At 61.5% G+C, this 20,114-nt stretch carries 16 protein-coding genes and 1 tRNA gene; 5 read left to right on the top strand and 12 right to left on the bottom strand.

Annotated features, from left to right (window positions below; all coding sequences use genetic code 11):
- Nucleotides 1-236 precede the first annotated feature (236 nt).
- The 3 genes from dprA (at nt 237) to VGH41_RS00835 (ending at nt 4,786) form a co-directional block, all read left to right on the top strand.
- Entirely contained in the window at nt 237-1,406 is a 1,170-nt protein-coding gene (gene dprA, locus VGH41_RS00845; RefSeq protein ID WP_331595409.1) for a DNA-processing protein DprA, read from the top strand.
- A gap of 77 nt (nt 1,407-1,483) precedes the next feature.
- Complete coding sequence (locus VGH41_RS00840) at nt 1,484-1,861, top strand: thioredoxin family protein (RefSeq protein WP_331595408.1); 378 nt, start codon at nt 1,484-1,486, stop codon at nt 1,859-1,861.
- Between the two features lie 231 nt (nt 1,862-2,092).
- Nucleotides 2,093-4,786, top strand: coding sequence for a DNA topoisomerase III (locus VGH41_RS00835; protein ID WP_331595407.1), 2,694 nt, complete (start codon nt 2,093-2,095; stop codon nt 4,784-4,786).
- 183 nt (nt 4,787-4,969) lie between these two features.
- On the opposite strand, the gene VGH41_RS00830 is transcribed toward VGH41_RS00835, so the two are convergent.
- Both VGH41_RS00830 and VGH41_RS00825 read right to left on the bottom strand, forming a co-directional pair.
- Nucleotides 4,970-6,064 (bottom strand): LysR family transcriptional regulator, encoded by a 1,095-nt coding sequence (locus VGH41_RS00830; RefSeq protein WP_331595406.1) that lies wholly within the window; start codon nt 6,062-6,064, stop codon nt 4,970-4,972.
- A 342-nt stretch (nt 6,065-6,406) separates the two neighbouring features.
- Nucleotides 6,407-8,263: a phosphoenolpyruvate carboxykinase (GTP) gene (locus tag VGH41_RS00825; RefSeq protein ID WP_331595405.1), complete on the bottom strand. Its 1,857-nt coding sequence runs from the start codon at nt 8,261-8,263 to the stop codon at nt 6,407-6,409.
- A 417-nt stretch (nt 8,264-8,680) separates the two neighbouring features.
- Between VGH41_RS00825 and VGH41_RS00820 the strand changes: the two genes are divergently transcribed.
- Nucleotides 8,681-9,694 carry a D-2-hydroxyacid dehydrogenase family protein gene (locus VGH41_RS00820; RefSeq protein WP_331595404.1) on the top strand — a complete coding sequence of 338 codons (1,014 nt, stop codon included), beginning with the start codon at nt 8,681-8,683 and terminating at the stop codon, nt 9,692-9,694.
- Between the two features lie 24 nt (nt 9,695-9,718).
- On the opposite strand, the gene VGH41_RS00815 is transcribed toward VGH41_RS00820, so the two are convergent.
- Nucleotides 9,719-10,585, bottom strand: coding sequence for a patatin-like phospholipase family protein (locus tag VGH41_RS00815; protein WP_331595403.1), 867 nt, complete (start codon nt 10,583-10,585; stop codon nt 9,719-9,721).
- A gap of 38 nt (nt 10,586-10,623) precedes the next feature.
- Nucleotides 10,624-11,028 carry a PaaI family thioesterase gene (locus VGH41_RS00810; protein WP_331595402.1) on the bottom strand — a complete coding sequence of 135 codons (405 nt, stop codon included), beginning with the start codon at nt 11,026-11,028 and terminating at the stop codon, nt 10,624-10,626.
- Between the two features lie 221 nt (nt 11,029-11,249).
- Here VGH41_RS00810 and VGH41_RS00805 point away from each other — a divergent pair.
- Nucleotides 11,250-11,325 (top strand) — tRNA-Lys (locus tag VGH41_RS00805).
- A 91-nt stretch (nt 11,326-11,416) separates the two neighbouring features.
- Here VGH41_RS00805 and tssJ read toward each other — a convergent pair.
- The 8 genes from tssJ to VGH41_RS00765 all read right to left on the bottom strand — a co-directional run.
- Nucleotides 11,417-11,938 carry a type VI secretion system lipoprotein TssJ gene (gene tssJ, locus VGH41_RS00800; protein WP_331595401.1) on the bottom strand — a complete coding sequence of 174 codons (522 nt, stop codon included), beginning with the start codon at nt 11,936-11,938 and terminating at the stop codon, nt 11,417-11,419.
- Complete coding sequence (locus VGH41_RS00795) at nt 11,938-12,093, bottom strand: hypothetical protein (protein ID WP_331595400.1); 156 nt, start codon at nt 12,091-12,093, stop codon at nt 11,938-11,940. The genes tssJ and VGH41_RS00795 overlap by 1 nt, the downstream gene beginning before the upstream one ends.
- Nucleotides 12,090-15,650, bottom strand: coding sequence for an ImcF-related family protein (locus tag VGH41_RS00790; protein ID WP_331595399.1), 3,561 nt, complete (start codon nt 15,648-15,650; stop codon nt 12,090-12,092). The genes VGH41_RS00795 and VGH41_RS00790 overlap by 4 nt, the downstream gene beginning before the upstream one ends.
- Nucleotides 15,631-16,911 carry a hypothetical protein gene (locus VGH41_RS00785; protein WP_331595398.1) on the bottom strand — a complete coding sequence of 427 codons (1,281 nt, stop codon included), beginning with the start codon at nt 16,909-16,911 and terminating at the stop codon, nt 15,631-15,633. Before VGH41_RS00785 ends, VGH41_RS00790 begins: the two co-directional genes overlap by 20 nt.
- Nucleotides 16,911-17,171 carry a PAAR domain-containing protein gene (locus VGH41_RS00780; protein ID WP_331595417.1) on the bottom strand — a complete coding sequence of 87 codons (261 nt, stop codon included), beginning with the start codon at nt 17,169-17,171 and terminating at the stop codon, nt 16,911-16,913. Before VGH41_RS00780 ends, VGH41_RS00785 begins: the two co-directional genes overlap by 1 nt.
- A 26-nt stretch (nt 17,172-17,197) precedes the next feature.
- Entirely contained in the window at nt 17,198-17,554 is a 357-nt protein-coding gene (locus VGH41_RS00775) for a hypothetical protein (protein WP_331595397.1), read from the bottom strand.
- A gap of 109 nt (nt 17,555-17,663) precedes the next feature.
- Nucleotides 17,664-18,014, bottom strand: coding sequence for a hypothetical protein (locus VGH41_RS00770; RefSeq protein WP_331595396.1), 351 nt, complete (start codon nt 18,012-18,014; stop codon nt 17,664-17,666).
- Between the two features lie 75 nt (nt 18,015-18,089).
- On the bottom strand, nt 18,090-20,114 hold a 2,025-nt coding region (locus VGH41_RS00765), incomplete at its 5' end, for a hypothetical protein (RefSeq protein WP_331595395.1).

Raw genomic sequence — 20,114 nt, 5'->3', positions numbered from 1 at the left:
TGGGTTTCAGGCGCCGCTCACAGGCGGAGAGTCGCATGACTGGCCATCCGGCCAGCTTGTGAGGTCGTCGCGTTACGCAGAGGATAGGTGGTGTCGAACACGTTCGATTCAACGCGCCCAATGTGCGCAAACGACGAGCCCGCGCGGGTGGGCGCGGCGCTGCAGTTATTTCGGATGATGAAAATTTTAGCATGGCGCCTGCCTGCCCGCTGGCCATGTGAAAGGATGAATACGCAATGCACACCCTGCCCACGACCGACGACGAACTTGTCGCATGGCTGCGACTCTCCATGGCGCCGGGGCTGCGACCGGGCGCATTACGCGCCATGCTCAACGCCTTCGGCTTGCCGGCTGCGATCCTTGCACAGCCGTTTGCGCGACTGGCGGCCGCGACCGACGAGGCCTCCGCCCGCGCCGCGCTGGCGCCGCCGGGCGCCGAATTCGCACAGTATCTGGATGAGGTACTGGCATGGCGCGAGCTGGAAGGCAACGCCATCGTGACGCTGGACGATCCGGTCTATCCGCCCGCCCTGCTGACCATGCCCGATCCGCCCGCCTTGCTATATGTGAAGGGCCGGCTGGATCTGCTGCACGCGAAGGGTGTGGCCGTAGTCGGCAGCCGTAGTGCGACACCACAAGGCATCGAAGATGCCGAGCGCTTTTCGCGGGCAATGTCCAACGCGGGTCTGGTGGTCGTGTCAGGCCTGGCGCTCGGCATCGACGGTGCGGCGCATCGCGGCGCGCTGGCTGGCCGCGGCGGCACCATCGCGGTGATCGGGACCGGCGCGGATCTTGTCTATCCGGCGGCACATCGGCCGCTCGCGCGCCAGATCGCGGCAGTCGGCGCGATCATCTCGGAGTGGCCGCTCGGCACGCCCGCGCGCGCCGCCAATTTCCCTCAGCGCAACCGGTTGATTGCGGGCCTTGCCGGCGGCGTCCTCGTGGTCGAAGCGGCTATGCGCTCCGGTTCACTGATCACCGCCCGTCTTGCCAACGAAATGGGACGGGACGTGTTCGCGCTGCCTGGCTCGATCCACGCGCCGTTGTCGCGCGGCTGCCACCGGATGCTCAAGCAGGGTGCAAAGCTGGTCGAAACGCCCGAGGAGATCCTCGAAGAGCTGGGCTTTGCGTCGCCACAGGCGGCCGGCTCGATTGCGCGGCTGCTCGCCAACCACTTGTCGCAGAGGCCCGGCGAGGCGCCGATACCAGCCGCCGCATCCGCTCTCGACCCAGACGCGCAAAAGCTGCTCGACGCGCTCGGCCACGCCCCGGCCACGCTTGAAATTCTTGCCGCGCGCACCGACATGGGGGACGCGGCGTTACAAAGCACGCTGTTGCAGCTCGAACTGGCGGGCCATCTGACGGTTCTGCCCGGTGGCCGCTTTGCGCGCGCCAGCCGCAGTTGAGCGCGGCTGGTCACAGCTTGCGAGCCGCCATGCTACATTCGCGCCAAAGCACCTGAACAAGTACGCAAGGAATCCACATGCCCGCGCTGAACCTCGACACCGACCAGGACCGGATCGCCGAGTGCGTCAATGACCACGAAATGCTGTTCGTGGCCTGCCTGTGCGCGCAGTGGTGCGGCACCTGCCGGGAGTATCGCGAGGCCTTTGACCGGCTGGCCGACAAGCATCCGGATATTTGTTTTGCGTGGATCGACATCGAAACGCATGCAGACCGCTTCGACGACCTGGACGTAGAAAATTTTCCTACCATCCTGATAGAAGACGGCGTGACCACACGGTTTTTCGGCACCGTATTGCCGCAGGCGGCAATCGTCGACCGGATGCTTGCCGACCTGACCGCGTTGCCGGGCGTGACCGGCGCGCCCAAGCTTCGGCCGGCGCTCGCGGTTGCTTGAAAGCGACAGTTTGCGCCGCCACCGGACCTGCGGCACAGGCGTTGCAGACCGCCTGCGGCGCACCATCGGCCGCTTGTTCAAGTGTTGAATGCGCAATGATGACGAGCCGCTTTTTCTGACGCTTGACACGCCGCAGCAGCGCCGTGTGCTATAAAGCGGTCGTTAATGGGTCGCAAACCTGGCGTCGCGAACCCAGGGCCTGAACCCGAATCTACCAACTCACATCCAGTCATGTCCAAAGCACTGATCATCGCCGAAAAGCCTTCTGTCGCGAACGACATCGCGCGGGCTTTGGGCGGTTTTACCAAGCATGACGAATACTACGAAAGTGACGATTACGTCATTTCCTCGGCAGTCGGCCACCTGCTGGAAATCGCTGCGCCCGAAGAATACGAAGTCAAGCGAGGCAAGTGGAGCTTCGCCAATCTGCCCGTCATCCCCCCGCATTTCGACCTTAACCCGATCGCAAAAAGCGAGTCGCGCCTGAAGGTGCTGACCAAGCTGCTCAAGCGCAAGGACGTCGATCGTCTGATCAACGCCTGTGACGCCGGGCGCGAAGGCGAGCTGATTTTCCGCCTGATCGCGCAACACGCGAAAGCAAAGCAACCGGTCCAGCGCCTGTGGCTGCAATCGATGACGCCGGCCGCGATCCGCGACGGCTTTGCGCGCCTGCGCAGCGACGAAGAAATGCAGCCCCTCGCCGACGCCGCGCGATGCCGCTCGGAAGCCGACTGGCTGGTCGGCATCAACGGCACGCGGGCCATGACCGCGTTCAACAGCAAGGGCGGCGGCTTCTTCCTGACCACGGTGGGCCGGGTGCAAACGCCGACGCTGTCGATCGTCGTGGAGCGCGAAGAAAAGATTCGCCGCTTCGTGCCACGCGATTACTGGGAGGTGAAAGCCGAGTTCGTCTGTGCCGCCGGCTTCTATGAAGGCCGCTGGTTCGACCCGAAATTCAGGCGCGACGAGTTCGACCCGGAAAAGCGCGACTCGCGCCTGTGGGCACTGCCCGCGGCTGAAACGATCGTTGCCGCCTGTCGCGGCCAGATCGGCACGGTGACGGAAGAATCGAAGCCGTCGACGCAGCTGTCGCCGGCGCTCTTCGACCTGACCAGCCTGCAGCGCGAGGCCAACGGCCGCTTCGGCTTCTCGGCGAAGAACACGCTGGGCCTCGCTCAGGCGCTGTACGAAAGGCACAAGGTCCTGACCTATCCCCGTACCGACGCGCGCGCGCTGCCGGAAGACTATATGGAGACGGTCAAGCAGACCTTGGGCATGCTCAAGGAGAGCAACAACTATCTGCCGTTTGCCAAGCAGGTGCTCGACAAGGGTTGGGTGAAACCGAACAAACGCATCTTCGACAACTCGAAGATCAGCGATCACTTCGCAATCATCCCCACGCTGCAAGCGCCGAAGAACCTCTCCGAACCGGAACAGAAGCTGTACGACCTCGTCGTGAAGCGCTTCCTGTCGGTGTTCTTCCCGGCTGCCGAGTACAAGGTGACAACGCGGATCACGGAAGTGGTCGGCCATCACTTCAAAACGGAAGGCAAGGTGCTGGTCGAACCGGGCTGGTTGCAGATCTATGGCCGCGAAATCAGTGGTGAAGACGCCAACCTCGTGCCGGTGCAGAAGGACGAAAAGGTCAAGACGGACAAGATCGCGGCACAGCAACTGGTGACGAAGCCGCCCGCACGCTACAACGAAGCGACCTTGCTCTCCGCCATGGAAGGCGCCGGCAAACTGGTCGAAGACGACGAGCTGCGCGAGGCGATGGCGGCCAAGGGGCTCGGCACGCCGGCTACCCGCGCGGCCATCATCGAAGGTCTGCTCGGCGAAAAGTATCTGATCCGCGAAGGCCGCGACCTGATCCCGACCGCCAAGGCGTTCCAGCTGATGACGCTGTTGCGCGGCCTGGGCGTCAAGGAACTGACCGCGCCGGAGCTCACCGGCGAATGGGAATACAAGCTCTCGCAGATGGAGCGCGGCAACTTGCCGCGTGACGCGTTCATGCAGGAAATTGCCCGCATGACGCAGACCATCGTCAAGCGCGCGAAGGAATACGACTCGGACACCATCCCCGGCGACTACGCGACGCTGGAGACGCCGTGTCCGAATTGCGGCGGTCAGGTGAAGGAAAACTACCGTCGCTTCGCATGCTCGAAGTGCGAGTTCTCGATCTCGAAGATCCCGGGTGGCCGGCAATTCGAAATCGAGGAAGTCGAAGAGTTGCTGAAGAACAAGACCATCGGGCCGCTGTCGGGCTTCCGCAGCAAGATGGGCCGGCCGTTCTCCGCCATTCTGAAGCTCTCGCTCGACGACGAGATCAAGAATTACAAGCTCGAATTCGATTTCGGCCAGGATTCGGGCGGCGAAGACGGCGAAGTGCCGGACTTCTCCGAGCAGCAGCCGGTCGGCGCGTGCCCGAAGTGCAAGGCTCACGTCTTCGAACACGGTATGAGCTATGTCTGCGAGAACTCGGTGGCCAATCCGAAGACCTGCGATTTCCGCTCAGGCAAGGTGATTCTGCAGCAGGAAATCTCCCGCGAGCAGATGGCCAAGCTGCTGGAGGAAGGACGCACCGACTTGCTGACGAATTTCAAATCGTCGCGCACCGGGCGCAACTTCAAAGCATTCCTCGTCAAACAGAGCGACGGCAAGATCGGCTTCGAGTTCGAGAAGAAGGAGCCGTCGGCGAAAACCGCTGCGAAGACTGCCGCGGCCAAGTCGGCTGCCAAGGCTGAGCAGCCGGAGACCGACGACGACGAAGTGACCACCGTGGAGAAAGCTGCACCTGCTCGCAAGGCTGCGGCAAAGAAGGCGCCGGCAACCAAGACGGCAGCAACCAAGGCGGCTACAACCAAAACGGCAGCGGCCAAGAAAGCTCCGGCCAAAAAAACTGCGGCCCGTAAGACGGGTTCGTAACGGCTAGAGCGAATGGCGGCGTCAGCCGCCGGTGGCGCCGTTCTTGAGGCGCGCCGGCCGGCAAAGCCACGAAGCCCGAAAGCAAAAAAGGCGCAGCCACTCAACGTGGCCGCGCCTTTTTCTTTTTGAGCGCCGCTATTTCAAAGAGGCGGAGCGCTTACTCGCTGCGCCCCGCCTGGAGCCTTACAGCGGTGACAACGCAGCCGGCCGGCTACGCGACGGCGACTTCGCCGGCAGCTTCGGCGAAATCTCGCTGTCGAGCAGTCGGGACAGAGGCTCGGCGCCATCGAAGGCTTCCGGCGGCACGATCGCCGAAGAATCGACACTGGCCGCTGAGGCCGGCCGCTCCTGGCCGTCCTTGATCCATTGCTCGCCCAGCAGGCTATTCGGCGTCTGGCTGAAATGCTCGACCAGATGGTCGATGAACGTCCGCACCTTAGCCGGCAGGTGCCGACGGCTCGGGTACGCAATATTGATCTCGACCTGCGGCAGACGGTAGTCGCCCAGCAGTCGCACAAGGCGACCGCGGGTCATGTCGCGGCCAATCAGGTAGCTCGGCAGAATCGCGATGCCCATACCCAGCAGCGCGAACTGGCGCAGCATTTCCGTGTTGTTCGCCACGATCACGTTGGTCGGGCGCACCCGCACTTCACCGTCGGGGCCGGTGAAGACGCGCTCGTCGCCCCAATACTCGGAGGGCAGCGAAAGACACGGATGTTCCAGCAGATGCTCGGGACGCGTCGGTATGCCGTGCTTCTCGAGATAAGCGGGAGTCGCGCACACGGTCATGCAGCCCGTCGTCAGGCGGCGCGTGACGATGCTCGCACTGCGCATCTGGCGCGCGATGACCACGCCGACGTCGAAACCCTCTTCGACCAGATCCACCTGACGGTCGACCAGCGTGACGTCGGGGATGACCTTCGGATAACGCTCGGCGTAGGTCTGCAGCACTGGCGCAAGGTTGTGCAGGCCGAACACCACCGGCGCGACGATGCGCAAGGTGCCGACGGGTTCGTGATTGCGGGCCACGACCATCTGCTCGACATCTTCCAGTTCGTCGAGAATCTGACGGGCGCGCTCCAGATACACCTGGCCGGACTCCGTCAGCGAAAGGCTGCGGGTGGTACGGTTGAGCAGACGGGTGCCCAGACGGCCTTCGAGATCGGCTACGTGGCGCGTGGCCACTGCGTTGGAAATATCCATTGCGCTGGCCGCGCGGGCAAAACTGCCGAGATCCGCCACTCTGACGAATACTCGCATCGACTGCAAATGATCCATGAGACAACTCCTGCCGTAATACGACGGCTTCCTGGCGAAACAGTTTGGCCAGCGAAGCGAATTTGGAATTCTCCTACGACTCGCAAAATCGTGCAGAAGTTGCTCAAGAAGGCAGATTTTTCACCTGGTTTCGTATCACCGTACTCCCCAGCGTAGTGCATGACCATGCATTGTTCCGGATCAGGAAACAATATGCTGCACTGCAGCTAGTGCTGTATTGCTTGATGGAACAGCGAATTCCCCTGATTAATCATTCGAAAAACCGGGCATCGCCGTCACCATGGATGCACATAAAAAAGACCGCCCGAAGGCGGTCTTTGCGGGAAGTGACCACTCACATGATCATGCGGAAAGCCGGCTTTGCAAAGCCGTGCTGGTGTCCGACAAGGCCGCGGGCAAATTTTGCCGCAGCGTATCGAAAAGCTCCGCGTGCAGGCAGAGTTCGGCCCGCCACGCGGCATCGTCGACGGAAATCACCTCGTCAAACTGCGCCTGAGTGAAATCCAGACCGCTCCAGTCGATGTCCTCATAATGCGGCGACACGCCGAAAGCATGCTCTTCACCCTGCGCGGTCCCTTCGATGCGGCCGACCATCCAGCCCAGCACCCGCATGTTCTCGCCAAAGCCCGGCCATACGAACTTGCCGTCCGCCCCCTTGCGGAACCAGTTGACGCAAAAAATCTTCGGCAACCCGGCCTGCAGCTGTTCGAGGCGTTCCCCGGTTTGCAGCCAGTGACCGAAGTAGTCGCTCATGTTGTAGCCGCAGAAGGGCAGCATCGCAAACGGGTCGCGCCGCACCACGCCCTGCTGGCCAGCGGCTGCCGCCGTGGTCTCCGAGCCCATGGTCGCCGCCATGTAGACGCCCTCGACCCAGTTGCGCGCCTCGGTGACGAGCGGCACCGTCGTCGAACGGCGTCCGCCGAAGATAAACGCATCGAGCGGCACGCCGGCCGGATTCTCCCAGTCCGGGTCGATCGACGGGCACTGCGCTGCCGGGGCTGTAAACCGCGCATTCGGATGCGCCGCCTTGCGGCCGCTTTCCCGGGCGATAGCGGGCGTCCAGTCCTGGCCCTGCCAGTCGGTGAGGTGGGCCGGCGGCTCGTCGGTCATGCCCTCCCACCAGACGTCGCCGTCGTCGGTCAGCGCGACGTTGGTGAAGATGACGTTTTCCTTCAGCGTCGCCATGGCGTTGAAATTGGTCCTCTCGCTCGTGCCGGGCGCGACGCCGAAGTAGCCCGCCTCCGGATTGATTGCGTACAGGCGGCCGTCCTTGCCTGGCTTGATCCAGGCAATATCGTCGCCGATCGTCGAGATCTTCCAGCCTTTGAGACCCTCCGGCGGAATCAGCATCGCGAAGTTGGTTTTGCCGCACGCCGACGGAAACGCCGCCGCCACGTGATGCTTGCGCCCTTCCGGCGACGTGACGCCGAGAATCAGCATGTGTTCGGCGAGCCAGCCCTCGTCGCGACCCATGGTGGAGGCAATGCGCAGCGCGAAGCACTTCTTGCCGAGCAACGCATTGCCGCCGTAGCCCGAGCCGTAGCTCCAGATCTCGCGCTGTTCGGGAAAATGGACGATGTACTTGGTGTCGTTGCAGGGCCACGGCACGTCCTGCGCGCCCGCGGCGAGCGGCGCGCCCACGGAATGCACGCACGGCACGAAGTCGCCGTCGGCACCCAGCACGTCGTACACATGACGGCCCATGCGCGTCATGATGCGCATGTTCGTCACCACGTACGGGCTGTCGCTCAGTTCAACGCCGATATGGGCGATCGGTGAGCCGAGCGGCCCCATCGAGAAAGGCACGACGTACATGGTGCGGCCCCGCATCGCACCGTCGAACAGGCTGTCGAGCGTCGTACGCATCTCGGCCGGCGCGATCCAGTTATTAGTGGGGCCAGCATCTTCCGGACGTTGCGAGCAGATGAAAGTGCGATCTTCGACCCGGGCGACGTCCGATGGGTCGGACCAGGCCAGATACGAGTTGGGGCGTTTGGCGGGATTGAGTTTTTTCAGGGTGCCGGCTTCGACCATTTGCGTACATAGCCGGTCGTATTCCTCCTGCGAACCGTCGCACCACACGATCTGATCGGGCCTGGTCAGCGCCGCGACGCGCTCCACCCAGTCGATCAGCTTGCGGTGTTTGACCCAGCCGGGCGCCTCAAGGGCGGAAAGTCCTGCAAAGGCGAGATGATTCATCGAGCTGTCTCCGTTTCGTTCATAAGCAAAAGAAAAACGGTACGAGCCCAATCACGCTGCGAGCGAGAGGCGACAATCCAGTTGCGCCAGATGGCGCGTGATTGCGCAGGTCGTGATGGACTGCTCAGCCTGTTGCGTGCCTGATGCCCAAACGGCCCGAATGCGCCACCGCCGACGATACGCAAGCAGCCCTTTGCGAGCGGCGCTCTGCAACCGTCTGTAAAGCGGCTTGCATCGACACGCAACAAACTGTTAAAAACGATGTCACTCTGCCTATGCGTCGTGATGCCATCTGTGCGGCATCATCTACGTTAAGGCATCCATCGAAACCGGCGTGTGATCTACCTCACATGGTGGGACAGCCAGCTTATCACTCCGTTCCGCACCGCCAGGGTGCGCCGCAAACACCGAATACTTATGAAGATTGCCATCCTCGACGATTACCAGGACGCCGTCCGCAAGCTCGATTGCTTCCAGCTGCTTGCCGACCACGAGGTCAAGGTGTTCAACAATACCGTCCGCGGACTTGGGCAACTGGCTAGCCGTCTGTCGGAAGTCGATGCGCTGGTACTGATACGCGAACGTACCCGCATCAACTTGCAACTGCTCGACAAACTCCCGCATCTGCGCATGATCAGCCAGACCGGCAAGGTCTCGAGCCATATCGACCTGGCTGCCTGTACCGAGCGCGGCATTGCCGTGCTGGAGGGCAGCGGCTCGCCGATCGCCCCTGCCGAACTGACCTGGTCCCTGATCATGGCGGCGCAGCGGCGCATTCCGCAATACGTAGCAAACCTTAAGCAAGGGGCCTGGCAGCAGTCGGGGCTCAAGACTTCGGCCCTGCCGCCCAACTTTGGTTTGGGACAGGTATTGCGCGGCCAGACGCTCGGCATCTGGGGTTACGGCAAGATTGGCCGCCTCGTGGCGGGCTATGGCAAGGCGTTCGGCATGAACGTGCTGATCTGGGGGCGCGAACATTCGCTGGAAGCCGCGCGCGCAGACGGCTATGGCGTGGCGGAGAGCCGTGAAGCGCTGTTCGAGCAGAGCGACGTGCTGTCGCTGCATCTGCGCATGCACGACGACACACGCGGCATCGTCAAGCAGGAAGACCTGATGCGCATGAAGCCGACCGCGCTGCTCGTCAACACGAGCCGGGCCGAGCTGCTGGAAGAAAATGCACTGGTCAACGCGCTGGCGCGCAACCGGCCGGGGATGGTCGCAATCGACGTGTACGAGAGCGAACCGATCCTGCAGGGCTACAGCCTGCTGCGAATGGAAAACGTGATCTGCACGCCGCACATCGGTTATGTGGAGCGCGAGAGCTACGAGCTGTATTTCACCGCGGCGTTCAAGAACATCCTGGCGTTCGATGCGGGCGATACGTCGAGCGTGGCGAATCCTGAGGCGCTGCAGGGCGGACGGCGGCGCTAGGCGCTGAGCGGCGCGGCGGCCTCGCTAGCCGTGCGCCGCGACTTCGACCAGATCCGGCATCCGTTCGAGGAACTGCTCGCCATCCGCGCGGCCGAGGTTGTATGCGTGCTGCATCTGCGAGGGGCTGGTGTAGTCCCAGCTTGAGATCGGCACTTTACGCGACGGCTGGACATACAGCCGCTGCTGCGCGCCGTGCGGCACGACGAACATCTGCGGCCGCGGATAGAGACGCGTGACCATCACGAGCACGGTGCCGGGCGATTCATCCAGCGCACCCACCGGCACATTGTCGACCATGCCGCCGTCGAGCACCGGCCTGCCGTTGCGCCGCAAGACCGGCGTGAAGGGCGGCGTGGAGGACGATTGCAGGATCAGATCGGCGAGATCTTCGACCGTCGCGCAATCTTGCGCCCGCACGAATTCCGGATGGAAACCGAGCGTCTGACCCAAGGTCGGATGCAGCGTTTTGCGGACGTATTTTTCGATGTTGTAGGCAATCAGCCCGGCCGCAACGGCGCTGCGCGCACCTAGCCAGCGCGGCAGATGCGACACGCCGATACGGATTTCCGGCGCCTTCGCGAGACTGGCAAACCTGTCGCCGTAGATATCGAGCAGCGCCTGACGATAGATACGATAGTGAGGAAACACTGACTCGCCGCGCAGCAGATTGCCCCAGTACGCGTTTTTCGTATTGTGACGCAGCGCCTCTGCGTAATAACGCATGACCCAGTCGGAATTGCTGGTGTACAGCATGCACGCGGTGGCTGCCCCCGCGGAGATGCCGGCGATCACGCGCGGCCGGATCTGCAACTCCGGCTGGACGACATCCCAGAAGCCCGCTTGCCACCAGCAGCGATTGCCGCCGCCCGCGAACACGACCTGATCGAACATTGTTGCTTTTCCCTTCCCCGGAATACGCGGCGCGGCGCTTACGACTGCAGTGCGTAAGTGGTGGTGGCGTGGACGGCCATTTTGCCGTCTTCGTCGAACAGTTCGACTTCACCGAACACCAGATTGCGGCCCATGCGCAGCACTCGGGCGGTGATCAGCACGTCGCCCTTGCGCACGGCGCGCATGAAGTTGATGTTGAGCGAGACGGTGGTCATGGGCTTGAAGCCGTCGAGGGCGGCGGAAATGGCGACGATCATCGCCGTATCGGCCGCCGCCATGAATACCTGGCCGCAAATCACGCCGCCCGAATGCCGAAATTCACCGGAAAACGGCAGGCGCATGGTGGCGCTTTCCTCATCGACTTTCACCGGGGTAAGCGCGAGCGTGCGCACCCATGGCGCCAGTACGCGGTCGAGCAGCTCGGCTATTGCTTTGTCATCCATCGTTCGCCCCCGTTTGAGCCGCGCGACGTTCGTCGCCTTAGCGCATCGCCTTAGCGCAGCATGGTGTCGCGACATCATACCGGGACGATGAGAAATACGCCTTTGAGGTGAGTCGGGCCGCGCGCCGCTGACCTCGTCGCCGTCGTCGCAAAATTTTTAAGAAATCTGCTAAAGGGGACTAGGCAAGTTCTAAAAAGTCCTGCATAATTCGCAGTCTGTTGGGGGCGTTAGCTCAGTTGGTAGAGCAGCGGACTCTTAATCCGTAGGTCGAGTGTTCGAGTCACTCACGCCCCACCAAATAAATCAAGCAAAAAGCCCAGCCTTACTCGGCTGGGCTTTTTGCTTTCTGGATTCGGTGCAGGCACCGTACAGGCATTTTGGGTCAGCATCAATCCATCTGTCGCTCCGTATCGAACTGAAGATTGCGCTCCGCAGCCACCAGCCTGACCGGGTCGGTCTTTTTCCATTGCGCTTTCGGGATCAGGACCGACCACTCCGCGCCAGCCGTATCGCGAAAGAACGCCACTACACCTACATAGTTCGTCGCCTCGTCCATCAGTTCGGATACCTTCAGTGTCTGGCCTGGTCCGAGCGTTATGTCCCGACTCCAGAGCGTGGCAGCCTTTAGCGCGTCGTTGCCGGCGAGCAGTTGTGCGTAGCTTGCTGTCACAAAGGGTTTGTCATCCCTGAGCTGATAGATTCGCAACACTACCGGCAGCGATGCTCCTTCTCCAGTCTGGTTCAGCGCAGCGCGCGCGATGACTAAGAGGTTCATCTCCTTCACCTTCGTCTCGAACACCGCCTTCGTTGCGTGCACGGTCCCGTCCTTCACCGACTGCCACGTCCCGCACGCCGAAACGGCAAGCGCGAGGCACACGCCGAGCGCACCCCGCAAAATCCGCATACTCATCAGAAAGCTGCTCCCTCGAAATCGATGCGCGGATACACGGGCCGCGACTGTGCAAACTCGCCGCCAGCCTCGCGCAGATAGCGCATCTCCGCGTCGTAATACGTGAGGAACGGATTCTCGTGCTCGGCCGGGTTTTTCTTCCAGGGTGCTGTCATGGCTGCAATTCCGGCGGGAGAGGAGGAAGCAACGGTGCGGCGCCAGCCTTGCCGACCACAAAAATCCTCTCGGGCATCTGAAAGCCGCGCAGCATCAGCAGTTCGAGCGGCCCCGCTCCGACCTGGCTTCGCAGGATGTAGCGCAGCGGATCGCCGTTCTCTACATTCCACGTAAGCTGGTAGCGGGTACTGTCGAGCGGCTTCGCGTCGGCTTTCGCGAGCAGCCGAAGAAATGCCCAGTCGCCCGTCGAATCGAAGGCCTGCCGCAGGCCCGCGTCGAGTGTCTGCCACGTCAGGCCCGCATGTCCGTTAAGGCCATCACCGGGCCAGGCGAGCGGCGTCCAGCTTTCCTGCTGGTTGAAGTAGACGATCTGTTTGCCGTCGACCGACAGTTCCGAGCGCGTCACGTTCGGTGTCGGCAACGCCATCATCTCGAATCGTTCGTTCGCGTCGCCCCTCACGTAGAGCTGCGCGCCGAGTGTCGATAACTGGCGCAGGCCTGCGAGGAACTTCGGATCGAATTGGAGTGCCTGCGGCGCCAGCTCGTTTGGCGTCCAGTGATCGCCTTCGAGCTTGAGTACGCCCGCGAGTTGCGTCGTTATGAAACGCGCGATCAGCCCAGTGTCGGGACGCACGAAGCGCCCGAGTTCGGCGAAAGACGCATCGGCCTGGGTGTCGAAGAACGGATAGCGTCCGCTCATTGCCGCATTGAACGGTGTGGCGACGCTCGCGCGCCACGCCTCGTTCAGGCTGGCCGCGGCCGGTTGCAGGATCGTCTGCCACGCGGCTTCGAGCGGCCGCGCGAAAGCGGCATTACCGAAGCCCGCCCATGCGGAACCGAGACTTGCGGCTGCCAGCGCCGCGTCGTCGCGCGCCTGCGACAACTCGGAGAGCTTGCCCTGGAATACCGCCTGCGCGAGCGAGCGCGCCATCGCCTGTGCGTCGGGACTACTCGCGATCTGCTGGAGTTTCAGACGCATCGTCGTCACCGCCGTCAGATAGCGCGACAGGCTGACGCCGCTCAGTGCGACGTTCGCCGATGCACCAGCCTTGTCGTTTCCGCCGTTCGTCGCGGCAAAGCCACGCTCTCCCATCAATGCGAGCAGCGGGCCGAATGATTTGTCCAGCGGATTGATGGCCGGTGCATTTGCGTCGTCGCTGTTGCCAATCAGGCTTTGCGCCTTGCGGACCAGCGTGTCGGTCAGCGCCTGCGAGGGGCCTCCCGCCTGCGCCTGATACTGCACCGACTTCATCAGCGCGATCAACGGCGAGGTCTGCGCGTCGGCGAGTCGGGTGAGCTGATCGATCGCGCCGTTCAGGTTCGATGCCGATTGCCACTGGAGACTGTCGAGCATGGTCTGCCAGGCTGCGGTGTACTCCGCGAAGTAGCGTGCTGTCAGTCGCTGCTTCAGTTCTTCGGTGGCCTGCTTCTCGTCGAGCGCGACGCTGGTGCGGATCGCCCCCCGTGCGAGCGTGTTACCCATTGTCTGCGACGGCTGCGCGCCGGTCAGCACCCAGTCGCCGCTGACACGTCGTTCGCTTGCGGCCCGATCGATCGCCTCCGCGATCATGCCGTCCCATGCGGCCCGCGTGTAGATGCCAGGCACCACCTGCGAGGTCGTGAACAGCCCCTGCGCATCCGCGCCGTTGAGCAGCGTCTGGAGCGATGCGTCGGCGTACTTGCCTTTGACGTCGTCGAGGACGCGCTGATAGACGGTGTCGTCGGCGGACGCGAGGCCGATCTGCGTGACCAGCATGTTGCGGTTTGCGCTGACGAGGCTGCTGTCGGGCGTGATGCGCCATTCGGGATGGGCCTTCAGATGATCCGCGTAGAAGGCTGCCAGTCGCCGGCCCGTATCGTCGCGCTCGCCTTCGGGCATGTCCACCGGACGTCGCCACAGGGCGACGAGCGTGCGTCGGAGGAACGCCGCATCGGCGTGGGCCGGATCGCCCAGCATGAGATAGGTTTTGAGGGCGCTGTAGGTGCTCCCGCGCGTGTCCTGCGATTGCAGTGCATCGGCGCGGGCCTCGCCTGCGGCCTTGAGCAGATCCGTGATCGTTTGCACGACGGGCGCTTGCAGGTTTTTTGTCGCGGCGATCCGGTATGGCTGCCAGAGCGCCGCAAGGATGGCGTCGTTGCGCGAAAGACCCGCGCGCAGATACCACGGCGCGCCGCGCTGCTGGCGGTATTCAAGTTGTTCCATCAACTGCTGGAGCGCGAGCTGAGCGCGCCAGGATTCGGTGGTTTGCGGTTTTGCGTCGATGGCTGTTTGCGCTGTCTGCTTTGCTTCGCGTGTCAGATCCTGGTTGCCGATGAAGGAGACCGTCATCCACACGCACCAGGCGATCGCTGCGGCGGTGACGAGCGTCGCGAGCGCGTTGCGCCAGTAGAAGCCGATGCGCCGGCCCCGGTAGTCGGGGGACCTCGCCGCGATCTCGCGCCACACCGGCAGCAGTGCGGCGGGCTGCTCGCGCGAGACCGCCGCTGCCGCCGGCGTGCCGACAGGCTCGGCGGGTGTCCCGTTGCCGCTGACTACGGGTACCGGCGAGACGGTTGCTCCTGGAAAAACCGGCGTGAACATGACGCTCGCGAGCGGCGCGCGCAGCCAGTTCGACGCGGCCAGTCCCCGAAGACCATCGACGATGCGCTCGCAATGAGCGCCGACATACTTCGAGACGTCCATCAGCCAGGTCACCCGAAGGTTGTTCCGGGTGCAAAGGCATAAGCCCGCGTCCGCGGACTTCAGCTCAACCTCGTTTAGCAGATCCGGTAGTCTCGCGACGCCCTCCTGCGCCTGCCTGCGCGAATTGTTCGGCATGAACGCGCCGACGGCGTCGAAGCGCTCCGACGGGCTACCCTTCGTCTCGACCGGATGCAGAAACGTGACGGGCGCGGCCCAGCCGAGCGCGGTGGCGATACCCGAGAGTGTGCGGGGTAGCTCGGTATCCGTATCATCTGCGCGCGCGACGTGAACGACGCCATCAACCGGGCAGCGGCGGCGTAACTGGCGGAGCTGGCCGAGCCACTTCTGCGCCTCGATCCCGTCCGGCGACACATGCACGAGAATGGTTTCGTCTACATGCATGACGGCCATCTGCTTGAGACCGGGCACGACCTGATCGACGCGCTCGTCCGTGCCGTTCACCAGTAGCCAGCGCAGGCGGCGACGCCAGAACCAGCCGTGTGAGACGCGCAGTTCCTCGTAGATGCGTTGCAGACGGGCGTCGCGTTTGAGTGGTTTCGCCGCGTTTGTGCGGTCGCCGGTTTCGAAACGGAACAGTCTCGCTGCACCGGCATAGGCGCCTGTCGATACCGCGAACAGGTGAGCGATCACGACGATGACAAGCACGATCGGGATGCAGATCAATAGCTGCGTCCGGGGTGCGCCATCCGGGATACCGAGACGATTGTTCCCGAACCAGACCAGCAGGAGTGCGGCAGTGGCAAGGACGAACGCGGCAAGGGGCATGCCCCAGATCGCCGCGTGGCCCGGAGCCGGCTTACTGGCGACGGCTCCTGGCGCCATGTTTTGCAGATTATCTTTGGGAATCGTCATGCGTGGAGGCGTTTGTCTGTTTTGCGGGTATGACATGGAAGATGGCCGATTGCAGGCCATCGACAAACAGTTGCGGACCGTTCGCTGCACCGGCTTCGATGGCGGCGGCAATCACCAGCAGGCCGTTTGCCACGCCCGCGTTACCGACGGTACGATCGAGCCGGCACTGTGCGGCGTCCTTCGACGCGGCCTGAAAGCCGGCGGCAGCCAAAGCGCGGTCGCAGTGTTCGACGGGGCGAGTGATCCACGCGCGCGTCACCGCGGCGGCTTTGACCTTGCCCCAGACCGCAGCATTCGCGAAGCCGTATTCGGCCTCACCGCCGTTCCCCTGGACGGGACGGTGCAGCGCAGCCTTGGGGCTGACTTCCTGCGGGAGCTTGAAGTAGCCCGCATCGAACAGCACGGCGGCGCATCCTTCAGTACCGCCTTCGTCGATGGCATTGTCGTACCACGCTGCGGCGACGGCGAGTAGCGGACGGTGCTCGCGTGCATCGAGCCAGCCGTCGACCACTAGCAGCCCCTCGGCTGCGGGGACGGCCTGCACCTCGAGTGGCGGCAACGCCGCCACTTGCAACGCCTCCCTCACCTGCGCAACACGCAGGTCCGAAGCTTCCGCTTCGACGAGTACTCGCACCTGCGGCCAGTACGTCTTTTCATATCGGGTCAGCGCCTGAATAGTTCCGGCCAGCGGTTCAAGCGCAACACGGATCATCTGGACAGCGGGAGCGGCCTCCGTCAGCCCGTCAGCGTCGTTGCCTTCGCTTTCCATTTCACCGGCCACGGGCAACGCTGCCAGCAGCGGGTCGTTGTCCTCAAAGCGGTTGCACAGAACCTTTCCCGGGCCGTGCCTCAGTGGTTGCGCCTTCAGGATCGACCTTTTCCCGGCCAGAACCTCGGCCAGGGATTTACCGCCAAGCGGCAGACAGTAGCCTGCTCCGAGTACGTGCAACGGTCGCTGTGCAAACCGGACTTTTTCCGCGAGCCAGCGGTCACGATGATGGTTACGCCAATACGCGCGATACCACAGTCCCTCGTAGCCCGCGCGGGCAAACCCGAGCAGGACCAGGAACAGCCCGTTCGGCGCCCCGACAATCCAGCTCCAGAACATGAGGCCGCTCGCTGCCTCGCCTTTCGGCCACGCAAGCAGAACGATCACTGGACCAAACACATTGCAGACGAACCAGGTCAACGCCCACGGCCAGAAGCGCATCCGTTGGGGATACGCACTGGGGCGTCCTGCGGGAGAAAGATCGACCGGCATTATGCGATGTCGACGTTTTCAAGCGACGAGATCAGCCGGCAACCGCAAGTGCAGTGGTAATGATGCATGGCGACGGGCGTGCCATCACGGTCGGGGAATCTGTCGTAGCCCTCGTCAATCGTGGTCGGTCCGTGCAAATCGCAGATCGCGTTGTCGCCCTTGCGGGCGAGCGGCCTGCCCATGAATTCGGTCCAGAGTGAGCCGCCGGTGACTTCGCCACTATGCTCCAGTTTGTCACCTTTGCGAATGGGAGATTGCATAAATTGGCCAAAACTCTCAGTAATTCTCAATTGCGCTGCGGCACGTTTCGAGAAAAAACAAATGCCGATCCATTCCACACATATTGATCTATGGAATTATCCGGGTTATCCGGATCATTAACACTGTATTCGATAATCATGGGAGCCCCGGTCTTGTCAACGCCGACCTTGATGCCCGTTCCATAGGAAATAAACTGGAATTCAAAGTCGCCACCCTGAGCCACAAATATTCCGGTATACGAATTGGTAGCACTCAAAATCGGCTCGACCAGGCACACCTGTAATTTCTTTCCACGGAACGATCGCTCATACCACTTAAAATGTAATGCCTTCTCGAATTCCTGTTTTGAACACGAATCACTCGCGCAAACAAATTTTTGCATATCGGAGTCCGCATATAGCTTCCCAGCCATTCTCTCCCGCTGAGCATCAGTCCCGCAAGCGAATACCAGTCCGGATAAAATGAACAGTACAAAAAAATCAAGTTTTTTTTCATGGGCGTTGCTTCTTCAACGATACCTGAATGATGTGAGTCGTCGGCATATAAGCCATTTTGGGATGATGTGTATGAGGATTCAATGCGGGTTGACCGCTTGCATCAAGCACTGGCTCTTGCGCCGTATTTCTCCGCCAAACAAAGGAAAGTTGTTCCGAGCAGCCCTTTTCAATCAAATCAAGCAAAATATATTTGATATATACAAATGACTGCAACCGGTGCTCAAGTCCATTTATGTTTTGATCGGCAACGTTGCCATTAGTAGATTTAGATGCCTGCGTTGCTGTCTCAACTCGCAATCCACCTTCGTCGGTCGTTTTAAGAGTATTCGCCCCTATAGCCGTCATCGCCCTGCACGTCCAATACAAACCTGCGCTATCGGCACAGTTGTGCCGATTGAATACCGAATTTGTGTTCGCCAACTACACATCGGGATTCCACCTGAGACCTTCAAATCTTGCAGGAACAGCTGGATCGGCTGGAAATTTTTTAAAATCTCCATATTTATCGTAATTTGGTTTTTTCGTGAGCTGAATCAATCCACGCCCATACCACGGATTATACGGTCTATCCTCTCCATGATATTCACGAACGGCCTTAAGCCATCCAGATTCCTCCATCAGTTGAGCGAGAAAATGAGTTGCCCTTTCTTTTGTTGAGCTGATTCTGTACTTCCGTAGCGCCGCGTTGAGATCCGATTCCCAAGCATTTCCTTGTTGAACCGCATCCCGCCAGGGATTGCTGGACGAACGAAATTCCGTACCGTGCAGCGAAAGCATCCCACGGGGAACACATTGCGCAATTTCGGTTGCGGATAGCCACTCGCACTTCCTGAAATGGCGGATAAACGCCAGCGGATGGAAAAACCATAGCTCCTGCCCGGCAAGCGAAGTCTGGTCCAGAAATTGAAACTTGCTCAGAAAATCGGTGAACTTGGTATACGCGTCGGGGTTCGTATCCTTCTGCTGAGCAAAGAACCCGTACGTGTCGTTCAGGTCCTGGTACCGCTCCTTGTTGCTCAACGGGTCCCACTCGCTGCGCGCCTTGAACACCATCCCCCGGAGCTTCTCGTCGACGCCATTCGTATTCTGTATGTAGCTGGCTAGCTGTAGATTGACGTCGTTGTTATTGTTTGGATCAGCTTCGAGCGGCTGTGCCGATGGCAGCGAATCTTGAATGCCGGTCAACCCGCAAAGACTGGCGTAATCGCATCTTCCGGCGTCGGTAAACGGTGTGTTGTCGTCATCCACTTTTTGCCACCCCGTAATGAACGGGAAATCCGCGTCGGACAATTTTTTGATCGCGTCCGGCGCAATGTTGACGTAACCCAGCGTGCCGTTCTCGTCGAACGGTACAGCAACCCAAGTAGCGCGGGCCGCGCCCGCCAACGTTGGGTTACTCGAGAGGATGCGGCCAAACCGCAGCATTTCATAGCCGTCGCTCGGGGACGTTGGATAGAGTGCCATCGCACGATCACACAAATCGTATTCATAGCGCTTTGGCCTGTGGTGGCTGTCGGTTAGGTTGTCATAGGGGTCCGCGATGGCATTGCGTGTGAGCAGTGTCACCTTACCGCTGTTACCGCGATCGATCCACGCACGCGTATAGCGTCGCCCTTGGTTAAACCACGCCTCGACATAAAGTGTGTCGCCCGTCGCCATTGACCCGCCCGGCACCTGGGGAAACCATGCTTCAGGCATACCTGTCGGCCGCTGTACAAAAATCAGGGGCCCTTGAATGACGAAATAGGTATGCCCCCAATAGTTATTCGATGTAGGCTGGACTGGGTTCTTCTCACCTAGCTGAACCTTGTGCCCAGCCTGATCAAACCAGGTCGTAAAGTCCTCGCGCGACATGAATATTTCGAAGTGCAGATGTGCCACGCCCTGATGCTGGCCGACGTACCCGAGTATGTCCTTGCGATACAGCTTTTTCGTGCCGCCCTTCTGAACGACCCCATCCTTCCCTCCTCCCGTATCGAGCAGCCACGCGGGCAGCGCATTCGGCGAGCCGGTCTCCGGTTGGGTGTCTGACTGAGGGACAATGTGCTCCTGGTTCGTCATGTCCAGCAGATGCATATAGAGCGAGTAGTACGTGATGGTCCGCCCGTCGCCCGTATCGGTCTTGTGCCGCAGCAGAACGAACCCGGCATTCGAATTCAGCGTAGGTTGCCCGGTCGTTGAATCGATCGTGCCATCCGAGATTGCGTTCTTACAAACCCGGTACACGAGAACGTCCCCATCGGCGATTGCGCGGACAGGCTCCGACTGCTCGCCCGGGTTCAGATGGACGGCAAAATGAGAACGCCGATCGAAGGTGACCGGCCAGACTCCGTGATGGCCGATCTCGAACTGATCGACGACATCCATCATTGGGTCCGCCTTTGACGGGTCGTTGGACGTCTGGCCCGATGCGGGCAGAAACGGCGGGCTGATGATCATAGGCTC

It is taken from the genome of Paraburkholderia sp., assembly GCF_036488795.1.
Lineage (GTDB): Bacteria > Pseudomonadota > Gammaproteobacteria > Burkholderiales > Burkholderiaceae > Paraburkholderia.
Note: the sequence above shows the minus strand (reverse complement) of the source record. Positions and strands in the feature narration are given on the sequence as shown.

What these genes read in the sequence shown, in the direction of transcription:
- VGH41_RS00785 (WP_331595398.1), bottom strand. Translation starts at nt 16,911, where the DNA reads ATGCCGGTCGATCTTTCTCCCGCAGGACGCCCCAGTGCGTATCCCCAA.
- VGH41_RS00815 (WP_331595403.1), bottom strand. Translation starts at nt 10,585, where the DNA reads ATGTTCGATCAGGTCGTGTTCGCGGGCGGCGGCAATCGCTGCTGGTGG.
- VGH41_RS00795 (WP_331595400.1), bottom strand. Translation starts at nt 12,093, where the DNA reads ATGACAGCACCCTGGAAGAAAAACCCGGCCGAGCACGAGAATCCGTTC.
- VGH41_RS00770 (WP_331595396.1), bottom strand. Translation starts at nt 18,014, where the DNA reads ATGACGGCTATAGGGGCGAATACTCTTAAAACGACCGACGAAGGTGGA.
- VGH41_RS00830 (WP_331595406.1), bottom strand. Translation starts at nt 6,064, where the DNA reads ATGGATCATTTGCAGTCGATGCGAGTATTCGTCAGAGTGGCGGATCTC.
- VGH41_RS00810 (WP_331595402.1), bottom strand. Translation starts at nt 11,028, where the DNA reads ATGGATGACAAAGCAATAGCCGAGCTGCTCGACCGCGTACTGGCGCCA.
- VGH41_RS00775 (WP_331595397.1), bottom strand. Translation starts at nt 17,554, where the DNA reads ATGCAAAAATTTGTTTGCGCGAGTGATTCGTGTTCAAAACAGGAATTC.
- VGH41_RS00790 (WP_331595399.1), bottom strand. Translation starts at nt 15,650, where the DNA reads ATGACGATTCCCAAAGATAATCTGCAAAACATGGCGCCAGGAGCCGTC.
- VGH41_RS00780 (WP_331595417.1), bottom strand. Translation starts at nt 17,171, where the DNA reads ATGCAATCTCCCATTCGCAAAGGTGACAAACTGGAGCATAGTGGCGAA.
- tssJ (WP_331595401.1), bottom strand. Translation starts at nt 11,938, where the DNA reads ATGAGTATGCGGATTTTGCGGGGTGCGCTCGGCGTGTGCCTCGCGCTT.
- VGH41_RS00835 (WP_331595407.1), top strand. Translation starts at nt 2,093, where the DNA reads ATGTCCAAAGCACTGATCATCGCCGAAAAGCCTTCTGTCGCGAACGAC.
- VGH41_RS00825 (WP_331595405.1), bottom strand. Translation starts at nt 8,263, where the DNA reads ATGAATCATCTCGCCTTTGCAGGACTTTCCGCCCTTGAGGCGCCCGGC.
- VGH41_RS00820 (WP_331595404.1), top strand. Translation starts at nt 8,681, where the DNA reads ATGAAGATTGCCATCCTCGACGATTACCAGGACGCCGTCCGCAAGCTC.
- dprA (WP_331595409.1), top strand. Translation starts at nt 237, where the DNA reads ATGCACACCCTGCCCACGACCGACGACGAACTTGTCGCATGGCTGCGA.
- VGH41_RS00840 (WP_331595408.1), top strand. Translation starts at nt 1,484, where the DNA reads ATGCCCGCGCTGAACCTCGACACCGACCAGGACCGGATCGCCGAGTGC.